This is a genomic window from Vibrio sp. 1727 (assembly GCF_033344415.1).
Taxonomy (GTDB): domain Bacteria; phylum Pseudomonadota; class Gammaproteobacteria; order Enterobacterales; family Vibrionaceae; genus Vibrio; species Vibrio alginolyticus.
The window spans coordinates 271809-284834 of the sequence record NZ_JAWPOT010000002.1 but is presented as its reverse complement, the minus strand read 5'-3'; the positions used below and the strand labels follow the sequence as shown (position 1 = coordinate 284834).

General features: G+C 42.5%; 13 protein-coding genes. 5 read left to right on the top strand and 8 right to left on the bottom strand.

The features are described from left to right. Positions 1-122 precede the first annotated feature (122 nt). Positions 123-1757 carry an ATP-dependent endonuclease gene (locus R8O10_RS03620; protein ID WP_017634174.1) on the top strand — a complete coding sequence of 545 codons (1635 nt, stop codon included), beginning with the start codon at positions 123-125 and terminating at the stop codon, positions 1755-1757. 153 nt (positions 1758-1910) lie between these two features. On the opposite strand, the gene R8O10_RS03615 is transcribed toward R8O10_RS03620, so the two are convergent. Next, positions 1911-2393, bottom strand: a complete 483-nt coding sequence (locus tag R8O10_RS03615; RefSeq protein ID WP_017634175.1) for a DUF1097 domain-containing protein — start codon at positions 2391-2393, stop codon at positions 1911-1913. A 227-nt stretch (positions 2394-2620) separates the two neighbouring features. After that, a complete protein-coding gene (locus R8O10_RS03610) occupies positions 2621-3526 on the bottom strand; it encodes a LysR substrate-binding domain-containing protein (protein ID WP_318191106.1) in 906 nt (301 codons plus the stop codon). 301 nt (positions 3527-3827) lie between these two features. On the opposite strand from R8O10_RS03610, the gene focA reads away from it, so the two are divergent. Next, complete coding sequence (gene focA, locus R8O10_RS03605) at positions 3828-5279, top strand: formate transporter FocA (protein WP_318191105.1); 1452 nt, start codon at positions 3828-3830, stop codon at positions 5277-5279. Positions 5280-5416: 137 nt separating this feature from the next. Here focA and R8O10_RS03600 read toward each other — a convergent pair whose 3' ends face one another. The 3 genes from R8O10_RS03600 to R8O10_RS03590 all read right to left on the bottom strand — a co-directional run bounded on the left by R8O10_RS03600 (position 5417) and on the right by R8O10_RS03590 (position 6939). Then, a complete protein-coding gene (locus R8O10_RS03600) occupies positions 5417-5986 on the bottom strand; it encodes a YceI family protein (RefSeq protein WP_017634178.1) in 570 nt (189 codons plus the stop codon). Then, complete coding sequence (locus R8O10_RS03595) at positions 5983-6522, bottom strand: cytochrome b (protein WP_025767789.1); 540 nt, start codon at positions 6520-6522, stop codon at positions 5983-5985. Before R8O10_RS03595 ends, R8O10_RS03600 begins: the two co-directional genes overlap by 4 nt. Before the next feature lie 174 nt (positions 6523-6696). Further along, entirely contained in the window at positions 6697-6939 is a 243-nt protein-coding gene (locus R8O10_RS03590; protein WP_005390155.1) for a DUF2164 domain-containing protein, read from the bottom strand. 183 nt (positions 6940-7122) lie between these two features. On the opposite strand from R8O10_RS03590, the gene R8O10_RS03585 reads away from it, so the two are divergent. Both R8O10_RS03585 and R8O10_RS03580 read left to right on the top strand, forming a co-directional pair. Further along, complete coding sequence (locus tag R8O10_RS03585) at positions 7123-7755, top strand: hypothetical protein (RefSeq protein WP_005376385.1); 633 nt, start codon at positions 7123-7125, stop codon at positions 7753-7755. A 187-nt stretch (positions 7756-7942) separates the two neighbouring features. Next, positions 7943-8731 carry an EAL domain-containing protein gene (locus tag R8O10_RS03580; RefSeq protein ID WP_017820946.1) on the top strand — a complete coding sequence of 263 codons (789 nt, stop codon included), beginning with the start codon at positions 7943-7945 and terminating at the stop codon, positions 8729-8731. A 27-nt stretch (positions 8732-8758) separates the two neighbouring features. Here R8O10_RS03580 and R8O10_RS03575 read toward each other — a convergent pair whose 3' ends face one another. From R8O10_RS03575 to R8O10_RS03565, 3 genes are all read right to left on the bottom strand, one after another. After that, positions 8759-10018: a DEAD/DEAH box helicase gene (locus R8O10_RS03575; protein ID WP_213877320.1), complete on the bottom strand. Its 1260-nt coding sequence runs from the start codon at positions 10016-10018 to the stop codon at positions 8759-8761. A gap of 67 nt (positions 10019-10085) precedes the next feature. Then, positions 10086-10688, bottom strand: a complete 603-nt coding sequence (locus R8O10_RS03570; RefSeq protein ID WP_053303599.1) for an ACP phosphodiesterase — start codon at positions 10686-10688, stop codon at positions 10086-10088. Positions 10689-10769: 81 nt separating this feature from the next. Next, the gene (locus R8O10_RS03565; protein WP_017820948.1) at positions 10770-10943 is read right to left on the bottom strand and encodes a hypothetical protein; all 174 of its coding nucleotides are present in this window, start codon (positions 10941-10943) and stop codon (positions 10770-10772) included. Positions 10944-11257: 314 nt separating this feature from the next. Between R8O10_RS03565 and R8O10_RS03560 the strand changes: the two genes are divergently transcribed. Further along, positions 11258-12688 (top strand): methyl-accepting chemotaxis protein, encoded by a 1431-nt coding sequence (locus R8O10_RS03560; RefSeq protein WP_318191104.1) that lies wholly within the window; start codon positions 11258-11260, stop codon positions 12686-12688. Positions 12689-13026: the final 338 nt, after the last annotated feature.

The following is a 13026-nucleotide window of genomic DNA, read 5'->3' as shown; positions in this document are numbered from 1 at the left end:
TATTCAGTAAGAGGCTCTCGTAATTTTGTGAACTGAGCTTAACTCAAAAATTCCGAATTCATATATGCTTAGGAGTAGCAAAATAACTCTCGATAATTCAAATAATTGCAAGGAGGATTGAGATGAGACTAGAACGCATCGAAATCTCCGGGTTTAGAGGCATCAAACGCCTTTCACTCTCTTTTGACGAACTCACCACGCTCATCGGTGAAAACACGTGGGGCAAATCATCATTGCTCGATGCCCTTTCCATCGCACTACCTGCCAATGGCTCATTGTATCAATTTAAACTGAAAGATTTTCACGTTGACTACTCAATTTCTCATCCACAAACACAACACTTACAGATCATTGTTTGTTTTAAAGCACAGGATAAAAACGAAGTAAAAGCGGGACGCTACAGACGCATAAAGCCTACATGGTGCACCAACGAAGATGGTGAGCAAGTCATTTACTACCGTATTAGTGCGTCTCGCGATGAGCACGGCATTAATACAAAGTACGCGTTTTTGGATCATAACGGCAAACCCAAAAAACTTCACCACTCAGAGAAACTCGCTATTGAGTTAATGACACTTCATCCTGTAATTCGACTACGTGACTCCCGACGCTTCCCAGATTTAAACCATGTCAACGGCGATGGTAAAAATGCTCGGATTGAAAAACGAATCAACAACACCTGTCGACGCTTATTGGCTATGCCTGGCCATGTGAATAAAGGTGAGATTCGTAGTAGCCTCGACTCAATGCAAACGCTTGTTGAACACTATTTCGCGTTCAGAAGTGTCAGTAAAGGCAACCCACGCAAACCTCGTGATGGTCTTTTCTATACAAGCCCTTCCTCTGATAAAGGCTTGAGTCAGTTCTTGAAAGAAACCAATGACAAACAAAGCCGCTTGCTTTTAATGGGGTTACTCAATGCCTATCTTCAAGCTAAGGGTCCCACCGATTTAAGGCGCTGTGCGAGACCAATACTGATCATTGAAGATCCAGAAGGTCGACTGCATCCAACTCATCTAGCGAGAGCGTGGTCCTTATTGCAATTGTTGCCAATGCAAAAGATATTAACCACCAACAGTGGCACGTTACTTGGTTCTGTTCCACTGTATTCAATCCGACGTTTAATTCGGTTATCAGACAGAACCATCGCTAAGAGTTTAAACTCAACAAAGTTTGGTCGAGACGAGTTGCGCCGAATTGGTTTCCATATTCGTTTTCATCGTTCAGGAGCATTATTTGCGCGGTGCTGGTTACTTGTTGAGGGCGAAACCGAAGTTTGGCTTTTTCATGAACTGGCTCGTCAATGCGGGTATGACTTGGCTGCCGAAGGGGTTCAAATCGTTGAGTTTGCTCAATCAGGTCTAAAATCACTCATCAAAGTAGCAAAAGAGTTTGGTATTGATTGGCATGTCGTTACTGATGGCGACCCAGCAGGGAAAAAGTACGCGCATGCAGTGCGAGCACAGCTCGACCATGATCAGGAAAGGCATCGACTTACGGAGTTACCCGACCGAGACATCGAGCACTTTCTGTACAACAATGGTTTTGAACTTTTCTTTAAGGACATCATCAAAGTTCCTCATGACCACCCTATCCCTGCTAAAAAAGTCGTAAATCGTGTTTTGAAAAAACATGCAAAACCGGACTTAGCTTTGGCTATTGTTTCTCATTGTGAAGAGAAAGGCATGGAGTGTATTCCTGTTCTTCTGCGCTGGACACTTAAACGCGTTGTTACCATGGCCAACGGCAATACATGAGTTAGGCGTATTTCACACTCAGCGTATTGTCTTGTAATACAAAAAAAGCACACCAATTTGGTGTGCTTGTATCAAACATCATTAATTTTGATTAAGGGTATTGAGAGGGATAAAACTCAATACACAGTGGATACCAATAAGATCGGGGGTTCACTACTGTGCTTGCTCAGCAAGCGAAGAAGAAGTAGCGGTTGATTTCGTATGCAACCATAGCCCTGTCGCTTTCATTAGATAGCCAAACACACCACCTAGCAACAACGATGGAATGACAAGTTGCCAGTTTCCGTCAGCCGCAAATGTTGCGCATGAACCAATAAAAGTACCAGGGATGTACGCGAGCCAAGCCTGTTTAGCTTGAATACACATGAAGAATGCCACAATAGCGGTAATCACATAGCCAATAATTTCCAACCCCACGTAAGTGGAACCGTGAATAATTACCATTGCCCAGAATACGCCTGTCATATTGGTGATTAAGCTGATGCCTAGTCCTTTCAATCCGCTCGTTGGCGCTGCAAAGTAGCTCGTGCAACCTAAAAAACCAGCCCAAGAAAGCAAACCTAAAGAGATGGCGATCCAACCCCATACGCCAGATAAAATTCCAGTAGTAATAGAAATAGCTAAAAGTGTCGTCATGGTAGTCATACCTACTCGGCTATTATCGTACCTATATGGTTCAATAACTGCCTTCATACATTGAAATCAAGGACACATGTTAGATACATCAGCTCAGCTTATCGGTGATATTGATCACAATAAGATATTATTATTTTCACAATTTACATTAAAAGTTTGACGCAACCGATAAATCAACAGATTTAGGGAATAAACCAACTCATCTCGTAGGCATATTTAATCAACCTTTAAAGAACTGAAGGCTTCCCTTTCATCATTCGCAGCCCCTCTCTTTTAATGCAGTCGACTAATGGGTTTTCTGCCATATCTGAACGCCATATAAATGAAAGCGTCCTTTCCATTTTTAACTCAGGTACATTTAATGCCACAAGGTGACCTGCTTCTATATATCGCTCTACATCTAAATACGGTAAGCAAGTAAGGTACTGACCATTAGCAACTAAACTACGTAACACCGGAACGTGTTCGTACTCGCGCCACACATCCAAATCTTCAATAAGGTGGTGAATAGAACTATCAAATGTTTTTCGTGTGCCAGAGCCATGCTCTCTTAGTACCCACTTCGCTTGCTCTAACTGCGCAAGGCTAACAGACTGATTACGCGCAAAAGGATGATGAGAAGCTGCGACAACAGTAAGATGATCACGACACCATACTTCTTGGTGTAAACGGTTATCATCACAGCGCCCTTCAATAATCCCTAAGTCATACTTGTAATCTAATACCCCATCAATCACCCCTTTTGTACTTTGTACACCGAGAGAAATACGCATTTCTGGAAAGTCATTATCAATGATACTGATAAGGCCGGGAACTAAGTGCTCTGCTGGGGTTTGACTCGCTCCCATACGAATCTCACCACTCAATAAATGTTGCTCATAGAAGCCCATTTCAATCTGCAATGCATCTTGTAGCAAGCGTTTTGCTTTTGGTCGTAACCACATCCCCCAATGGGTTAACGCCATTTGCTTGCCTTGCCTCTCAAACAACGGCCTGCCAAGCATCTTCTCTAATTGCGCAAGCGACATGCTCGTCGCTGATTGTGTCAAAGCCAATTTTTCTGCGGCTTGGCTTACACTGCCGGTATCTGCAACTGCGTCGAAAACCGCTAATTGCTTAAGTGAGTAGCGCAAAGTGTCCTCCATTATTAGTGGGTATTTCCCAATTCCCACAATTGTTAAAGCATGCCCCAATAAGCAATAGAGTTCATTTTACCTAGCCCCGTAAAGTTATCAATTAATTTGATGAGGTTTCTAAATATTATCAATTTTACCTTACTAACCGCTCTCCCTATTCTGAGTACGCGGTTCGGGAACACCGCAAGCCTCAATGGTTTTGAAACCGAAGTCATTGAGGCTCTTAATAAAAACAACAATTTCATTTTTGAGTTAATAACCAAGGATTTTTTATGCGATTACAAATTAAGGAGTCAATATGGCGGTGACCAGTTCTCAAAATCACCAGTATTTTTCTCCAAAAGAGATGATGGTTGAAGCGGAAAAATTTGCGTTAAGTAAGGCAAACAAAACCAGCAGTATGACATTAAGCCTCGCCATTATGGCCGGCGCGTTCATCGGGTTAGCATTCTTGTTTTACATCACGGTGACCACCGGTAGTACGGGCGCTGGTTGGGGCTTGAGCCGCCTAGCTGGTGGACTCGCATTTAGCATGGGATTGATCCTCATAGTGATCTGCGGTGGTGAATTATTTACCAGCTCCGTCCTATCCAGTATTTCTTGGGCCAATAAGCAAATATCGTTCGGTAAGATGCTTTCGATCTGCGGCAAAGTTTACGTTGGTAACTTTATTGGTGCGATGTTCCTACTTGCGCTGGTTACTGCTGCTGGTCTTTATCAGATGGATGGCGGTCAATGGGGATTAAATGCGCTTAACATCGCACAACACAAACTTCACCACACTCTCATTCAAGCGTTTGCACTCGGTATTCTCTGTAACCTGTTGGTCTGCCTAGCGATTTGGCTGACATTTAGTTCTGCAAATGCAATGACAAAAGCAGCAATGACAATTTTGCCTGTGGCAATGTTTGTCAGCAGCGGTTTTGAGCACTGTGTTGCGAACATGTTTATGGTTCCACTTGGTATTGTTATCGCGAATTTTGCACCTGAATCTTTTTGGGCATCTGTCGGTGTGCCCGCGTCACAATACACAGACCTAAACATTAGCCACTTTATTACCGCTAACTTAATTCCTGTCACGCTTGGCAACATCGTCGGCGGAGCGGTATTAGTTGGCCTTTCAAACTGGTGTATTTTTCGCCGACCAGAACTAAAAGCAGCGAATATTTCTTCTATCACTACAACTACAACACTGTCGTCAGTTAAGGATTTCACCATGAAAAATGCCTCTTTTGTTAAAGACATTATGAACCCAAAACCAGTCACCATTCGTGCAGAAACGCCAATTGCAGCCGCGCTGGATGTGTTACTTGATAACAACGTAACTAGCGCACCTGTTGTAGACGTACAAAATCGATTAGTTGGCTTCTTCTCTGCTCACGATGTGATGGTAGAACTATGGTGTGAGGACTACATTCCGGTGAAAGACCAAAAAGTCGTCGACATCATGAGCAGAGATGTGGTCGCAATTGACGCTGATGATCGCCTCGTTGATGTTGTGGAATTCCTATGTATCGATAAAGAGCAGTTGTACCCAGCGAGCAGTATGGGTATTGCCACTCGCTTGACGTCTTTGTCTCTCGAAGAACGCGCTAAAAGTATCAAAGTAAGTAAGCCACAAGTGCTTCCTGTGCTTGAAAATGGGCAGATGGTCGGGGTGGTTACTCGTACTGAAGTATTAAAAGCACTACGCCCGATTTTTGGTGAGCGTTTAAACTTAGTGGAAAAAAGTGAGTTAGAAACAGCGTAATTCGCTAAACATTTACAACGTCTATTGGCTTTCAATCGCTATCACTGACTGGTTTATCGATGTTAGTGATGTGATTAAGATAATAAAAAAGCGCTCTTCAAGTGAAGAGCGCTTTTAGTGTATCTAAAAGGAACTAATTACTTCTTAATACCTTCGATATGAAGTTCCATATCGACGTAGCTTGAAGCACCCATTACTGGGATGTCAAAGTCAGCAAGCTCTAGGCGAGTGTTGCCAACAAAGCCAGCGCGCTCGCCGCCCCATGGGTCACTGCCAGCACCAACGAATTCAGCCTCAATAGTAATAGGCTTAGTAACACCGTGTAGCGTTAGATCACCAGTTACATCTAGTTTGCCATTGCCTTTATCAACCACTTTTGTGCTCGTAAAGGTTGCTTCACTGTATTTACCAGCATCGATGAAGTCACCACTACGAATGTGTTTGTCACGTTCAGCATGGTTTGAATCTAGGCTGGTTGTATCAACAACAACATTTACTTTTGAATCAGCAATGTTGTTTTCATCAAAAGAAAAGTCACCAGAAAATGTATTGAAACGACCTTTGATGAAACTGTAACCCAAGTGGCTAACTTTAAAGTTGATTGAAGCGTGAGCACCTTTGGTATCGATGACATAATCTGCAGCTTGCGCACCAAATGGCAGTGCCATAGCGATAGCTAATCCTGTAGCGAAAAGTGACTTTTTCATTTTGAAGCTCCTAACATTTTTCTTAATGTGTTGTCTTTATCGATAAAGTGGTGTTTTAGTGCAGCAATAGCATGTAAGCCTGCAATCAGGATGACTGCCCAAGCTGCATAGAAGTGAATCTCACCTGCAATATCTGATTGGCCTGGGAATAACTCTCCCGCTCCTGGCACGGTGAACCAATTAAACACTTCGATGCCGCGTCCATCAGACGTTGAAATGAGGTAACCTGAAACAAAGATGGTGATCAATAGTAGGTACATGACACCATGCGCTGCTTTAGCAGCAAGCACTTCGTAACGTTTGCCTTCTACCTTTGGTGACGCCGTCACATGTTTCCATACGATGCGTGCCAAAGTTAAAATAGCGAGTAAAATACCGACAGAGCGATGGTAATGCGGCGCAGTTCGATACCATTCGCTGTAATAGCTAAGGTCGACCATCCACAAACCCACTGCAAATAGACCAATAATGCACAGCGCTGATAACCAATGCATCACGCGTGCAGTAAGGTTGTAATTCTTTACCAGTGTATCCATCTCAAGTTCCTAGATATATTCCTAAGTTAATGCTGAGCAAGAAACACTACATTAACCTATTTACGTCATATGAAACAGATTATTTACCATCATTTACATCCAGCCAATGGTACCGTATCTATCAAGTTGTTCGAATTTTTTGAAGGAACTTTAAATCGTTTGTAAAACTGAAACTTACAGCTTAACTTCTTGTTCTATCTCATACAGCTCTTCGGAAACTTCTAACATTCTGCGTTCAACCAGTAACTTAGCATCTTCAACACCCTTGTTATAATAAATTGGCCCTAGTTTTTCTGTAATAAAATCAATTAGAAACTCACTATCGAACTGGCCAATTTCAACATCTAGCTCGTCTTGCATGTAATCTTGAATGGCGGTGGCCAACGCCTCTTTTTGTGCGCGTTCTAGCTTTATCATTTTTTCCCTTTCAAATTTTTGTTCAACTTCTGCTTCTTTCGTGTTGCTCTATTAAAGATTAGACACGGTCATTTGTGAGAAATTTGGTGTTTAGATCAAGAAGTTGCCGAAGTAAATTAGTCTATTCTCAAAAGACTATGCTAACCTTTTGCAGTTCGTTTTGTAATTATTAAGGGATATTCTTTGCTACTCGACCTAGTTATTCAAAGTGTTAATGATTTTCAAGACGACTGTCTTAAGCTGTGTGAAAAGCATTACCCTGCGGTGCATAACCAAGGCATGAGTGAGCATCATCTTGGTCTCGCTTTTTCAAGAAGGATGGAACATACTTTTCGTCACTTTGGATACAACTGCGTGATAAAGCCAATCGAAGTGTTGGATTCTCCAGACCTTCCCCATCACTATCGAATTTCATCCGACATTGGCACTGTCTGGGTTCTGAGTCACCATATGGTCAGTGCCGGAAAATCTTGCCGGGAAAACTTACTCTCATCAATTACGGAATGGCAGAGTGAATATGGTTATGCCTTACAGCCTAATGACCTACTCTTTTTGGTTTGCGATCATTGGATAAGTCGCAGCAAAACGAGCCGAGAATTGCTTCATTGGTGGATGGGTGAACTACCCGATCAGATCAACGAATACACAGAACAAGGAATCACACTGTACACCAGCGAGTCGCAACTCACGCAATCTTTGGACACTCGATTCGGTATTAGCCCTTGTTACATTAAGTTTGGGCATCCTTTACGGCGTTCGAACAAACAGCAGTTAGTCAGAAAATATTTGCAGTTGTATGCCGTACTGCAATGGTAGCATCAAATTGAAGTGCTGAGATTATCAATTATTTCATCAATTTGTTTGATATCACTCGACAAAACTACCCATCCATTACCATCGTTCTTGCTTGAGTTAATGAGCACACTTAGATTCATTGCCAATGAAATAGAAAAATTAGCGCGATAACGCTGATGTTGAGACATTGATTTAGGTTGTGGTAACAATGATGAGCATCTCGCAACTACTTAGTTGCATCCGGAAACAAGCCGACGGGCAGTATATTGCGAAATACGCGAACTTCACTCTCCGCAGTGTCTTTCAACCCATATATAAGAACGATATTTCTATCGTTGGCCTTGAAGCACTGGTAAGAATTAGCAATGCCAATGGCACCATGGTTAGGCCAGATCAGTTTTTCCAATCCAAAGCGACTCCCACTCAAGATTTGCTCAATGTTGAACGCTTAAGTCGCCTAATCCATATCAAAAATTTCTCTCAGTCTCGCTTTCACACAAAACAATTGTTTCTCAATGTATTACCGGTAGCGGCAGAGATACTAGTCAAAGACATCACGTATAACCGACTGCTAAAACAAACCATTTATGAATCGCATTTGATGAATGAACAAATCGTCATGGAGTTACTTGAATTGAAGGTGGAGGATGAACTCTCTTTGTCGCAAGCAGCTCGTGAATTAAGCCAAGGCGGGTTTAAATTGGCGATCGACGATTATGGCGTCAATGCATCGACAACTGAGCGAGTGAGAAGCGTTTGCCCAGATATAATCAAGATGGATCGCTCTTTATTGCTAAGGTATGAAAACGGTGATTTTAAAGCGCTTAACGATGCATTATCACTCGCAAAAGCGTTATGCTCTAAAACCGTTATCGAAGGAATTGAAACCGAGCATCAACTTCGCTTAATGAAAAAGCTCGGTTTCGATATGTATCAAGGGTACCTACTTGCTATCCCCCAAACGTTAGACGTCTATGAAGAGGCAAAAACAGCCTGACTATGTAAGAACAAAAGTTTGCGCGGTTTAGCGAGAGCTACGTGATTTACCACGATTCTTATGAATCGCCAATTTTGCTTTTAGCTTACGCTTCTCAGATGAACGACTACGACGACGCCCACCCCCATTTTGTTCAGGCTCAACTTCTTCTACAAGACTTGGTTCGAAACCTGCCAGCCATTCTTGGGGTAAGCGTTGATCAAGCAGGTTCTCGATAGCTTGCAACAAGTACTCCTCATCTCTACTCATCAGAGAAACCGCCAAACCTGACTTTCCTGCTCTTCCAGTGCGGCCAATTCGATGGACATAATCTTCTGCTTTGAATGGCATATCAAAGTTCACGACTTGTTCTAGCTCTTGAATATCTAACCCTCGTGCTGCCACATCGGTTGCAATCAAAGCACGCACCTTACCTTGTTTAAATTCATCCAAAGCTCTTTGGCGGGCGCCTTGTGATTTATCGCCGTTGATAGAAACCGCTTTGATGCCATCTAACTTGAGCTCTTTCGCTAACTCATCACTGCCTTGCTTCGTTTTTGTAAATACAAGCACTTGCTGCCAATTCCGCGAGCCAATTAAGTACGCTAGCAATTCACGTTTCCGTTTTTTATCCACTGGATAAACCATTTGTGTTACCGTTTCAGCAGTCGTATTTGCTGGTGAAACTTCGACTTCAACTGGCGATTCCATGAGTTTATACGCAATAGTTTTGATTCGCTTCTCAAATGTCGCAGAGAACAATAGGATCTGTTTCTCAGCAGGCAAACGTCGGAAGATGCGCTGCAAGTCAGGCCAAAATCCCATATCTAACATACGGTCGGCTTCGTCTAACACGAGCATACCAGTTTCAGAGATGTTTACGTTACCATTAAACAGGTGATCCAAAAGGCGGCCTGGCGTGGCAATCAAAATATCAGCGCCCTCTTCTAACTTTCTCTTTTGTACGCCAATGCTTGTACCACCATAAACACACACAATGCGAAGTTCTGTTTCTGCCGAGTACTGATTCAAATTATCAAATACCTGCTGTGCAAGCTCGCGTGTTGGAACCAAAATCAATGCTTGAGGTGTGCCGTTAAGTTTCTTTTGCTGAACGGTTTGTATGATAGGTAAACCAAACGCAGCCGTTTTTCCCGTACCAGTTTGTGCAGCAGCAAGTAAGTTTTTTCCTGCAAGGACGTGTGGAATTGACTTTTCTTGCACTGGTGTTGGCGTCACGATATTTAGATTGCCTAGCGTCTCGATTAGCTTTTGTTCGATGCCTAAATCAGCAAAATTAACAGACATGTGTAACCTCATTATTTTTGGAGCGCAGAGTTTACCAGAGCCCCTAAAGCCATACTACTTTTCTATCTCATTGAGTTGAGTCATTAAGCTGTTGCTGAAAATCATACGACTGGCGCAAAACATCTCGATAAAGTGACGAGAACTTCTCTTCTAATTCGGTGTAATCACTTTCAATCACTTTAAATGTTGTGGTTAAGTCTGCCATCCTAGGACTTCTTTGCGACATCCGATGTAGTGCAAATTCTATATTGTCTAGATCTTGATAGGATTGAAGCCATCGGCCATGCCACATTCTGCTGTGGAGCACCAAAAAACGTGGCGGCAAATGTTCATGAACCTCTCGGTTTACTCTCTCGTATGCCGTTTTTACAAAGTGTTCGAGAGACACGGAGTGAAAGTCGTTCCAGTGTTTTGCGAGGCAATGATCCCAAAACATATCTAAAGCGATAGGTGCAAAACGTCTCGCAACACCAGTGAAATGAGGCTTACATTCGTTGACGATTGGATGATGGTCAGTAATACGGTCAACAAATCTATGTAATCTGATGCCATTTGAGATATCGCGATCATACAGCTTGCTTGGATCTCCTTTTACGAAGTCTCCAAGCAAGTTTCCCAATAAATGGCTGTTACTGTGTTCTGCGATATGCAGGTGGGCTAGAAAGTTCATTCGACGCCAGTTTTGGCCTCTAGGGCTTGGTGTGACATGAACCTAGTATAACGTCAATTACGACGAGATGAGAGTGTTCCGCTATTCGGCTTCGTTGTCTGAGCCAACGTATTCCGACAAGATAATGCCAATTTCAAGCGCATCTAGCAGCTCTAGGCTCTCATCGTTTTGGTATTGGTCGCTCATTGTGACCTCCTTTATTTTAAGCTCTCTTGCTTTTACTTGCTGACGGCCTGGCTCTTGCCATATCCACATCAGCAACTCCTTTTTATAGTCTTTATATGACACATTCATGACAGCGAGAAGTAAAGATTTAAAAACCTATGAGCATAATCAAAAGTAAACGATTGCAATTAGGTTTCATATCCACTTAACACTTTAGAGAAATGACTCTTTTATCAACATTCATGTCAATTTAAAGATATAACATACTGTTATAGGCGTCCTTAGATCTCATTTCTTAAACTAAATTTAGTATTCGTTACATATTTTGCTGATTAACTTCGCATATTTTGTTTCGATATAGCAATAGATTTGGTCAATATCTTTTATCTCTAATGGAGCTTTAAATGAGAGAAGTTGAGTTTAGAACGATAGACAGGCTGTTTATCAAGATGTCTATCAACGACAAAATGTGGGTTATATTCCTACTATTTTTAGTAGCCCTCACTTCAGTGGCTGGAAGCCGCTACTTCAATGAAATACAACAATTTGAGCAGCAAGCCATCTCGGCGAGCGAAGCGAAGCTTTCTGGTATCGTTGATGCTCAATCAAACCGCGCTACAGAAATTGACGGCGTATCGAAATCGAACCGCGTAAGCGAGAGTTCTTTTGTCGATGGGTCTGTCACCGCTTATGCCAAGTTGCATTCTGGAGAAGTGATTAAGCTGACTCAAAATGTGTCCACACAATACGAATCGGTAAAATCATCAGCTCTATCGTCACTATTACTCAGCTTCTTATGGGTTATTCCTTTTGCCCTATTCTCTCACTGGGTGGCAACGTTTATCGGAGGAGCTCTGTGGGTTTTATATACAACAACCGAAAAAATTGGTGACGGTGACTTAACCTCTCGTCTTGGTTTTCACCCTGGTCGAGATGAATTCGGTACCATCGGCTGTGCGCTAGACAAGTCTATGGATACCTTAAGTGAACTGGTTAATAGTGTTAAAAATAATGCAACGATGTTGAGCGAGACATCTTCTGCATTCGAAAAAGATATGCAGTTGAGTGAAACCCAGATATCTCATCAATATCAAACGCTTGATTCAGTCGCGACGGCAATGGAAGAAATGACAGCCTCTGCAAAGGAGGTATCAAGTATTTCTCAACAAGCAACGACGCAGTCAGACCAAGATGCCCAGAAGATCGAACTAAGCAGAAGCCGTGTACAAAACGTGATTGGCGAGATAGAGACGTTATCTAGCTATATTGAACAAGCCTCTACGTCAGTAACCAATTTAAACGAGAATACGACGCAGATTAATGACGTGATCACAACGATTAACGCCATTTCAGAACAAACTAATCTGTTGGCACTAAACGCAGCAATCGAAGCAGCCCGTGCTGGTGAACAAGGTCGTGGATTTGCAGTGGTTGCCGATGAAGTACGTACATTAGCAAGCAGAACTCAACAGGCAACAGTAGAGATCCAAGCCATGATTGAGAAGCTTCAAATAGAGAGTCAGAACATTGCTTCAATCACCAACCGAACCGTTCAGCAAGCTCAAACCAGCAGCCAGCTTATTGATGAAATCGGCCATGATGTTACCTCTATTGCCGAGTCAGCACGCTCATTAATGGACATGAGCATTCAGATTTCCACATCTGCTGAAGAACAAAGCGCAGTGGCTAACGATATTGCATCGGAACTTTCAGAAATTCGTAGTCAATCAAGCACAATCAGAGAAGTGGCGGAGCAATCTACCGCTGGCGTCGCTAATCTCACGCAAGCCTCCGTTTCTCTTGGTGAGATATTACAACGCTACCGCACCGCATAACGTTGTGGAACTTATGATCAACAAGGGCTCCTTAAGGAGCCCTTTTCTTTAAACCGTGTTCAACTATTACCTTCGATATTTTCTACGACATCCAAGTGGATATTTGAAGTGAATCTCAAGTTCTCGCTGTACCGGATGAAATAATGTTCTTAAACAAAGCGTTCCGCTATGCTTGATCTTGCCAATTCCAATTTGCTGCTGGAAAACAATATGAATAATTACAAAGACACAAAAGACATAGAGAACCTGAATTGCCCACTCTGCCAAGGAGATGAATATCTCATTTCATCGGATGGCGAGAAATTCACATGCGCTGCTTGCGGATTTCATACAAAAAA

Coding starts and splice junctions, on each gene's coding strand:
- R8O10_RS03620 (WP_017634174.1), top strand. CDS start 123: ATGAGACTAGAACGCATCGAAATCTCCGGGTTTAGAGGCATCAAACGC.
- R8O10_RS03615 (WP_017634175.1), bottom strand. CDS start 2,393: ATGACGACACTTTTAGCTATTTCTATTACTACTGGAATTTTATCTGGC.
- focA (WP_318191105.1), top strand. CDS start 3,828: ATGGCGGTGACCAGTTCTCAAAATCACCAGTATTTTTCTCCAAAAGAG.
- R8O10_RS03600 (WP_017634178.1), bottom strand. CDS start 5,986: ATGAAAAAGTCACTTTTCGCTACAGGATTAGCTATCGCTATGGCACTG.
- R8O10_RS03595 (WP_025767789.1), bottom strand. CDS start 6,522: ATGGATACACTGGTAAAGAATTACAACCTTACTGCACGCGTGATGCAT.
- R8O10_RS03590 (WP_005390155.1), bottom strand. CDS start 6,939: ATGATAAAGCTAGAACGCGCACAAAAAGAGGCGTTGGCCACCGCCATT.
- R8O10_RS03580 (WP_017820946.1), top strand. CDS start 7,943: ATGATGAGCATCTCGCAACTACTTAGTTGCATCCGGAAACAAGCCGAC.
- R8O10_RS03575 (WP_213877320.1), bottom strand. CDS start 10,018: ATGTCTGTTAATTTTGCTGATTTAGGCATCGAACAAAAGCTAATCGAG.
- R8O10_RS03570 (WP_053303599.1), bottom strand. CDS start 10,688: ATGAACTTTCTAGCCCACCTGCATATCGCAGAACACAGTAACAGCCAT.
- R8O10_RS03565 (WP_017820948.1), bottom strand. CDS start 10,943: ATGTGGATATGGCAAGAGCCAGGCCGTCAGCAAGTAAAAGCAAGAGAG.
- R8O10_RS03560 (WP_318191104.1), top strand. CDS start 11,258: ATGAGAGAAGTTGAGTTTAGAACGATAGACAGGCTGTTTATCAAGATG.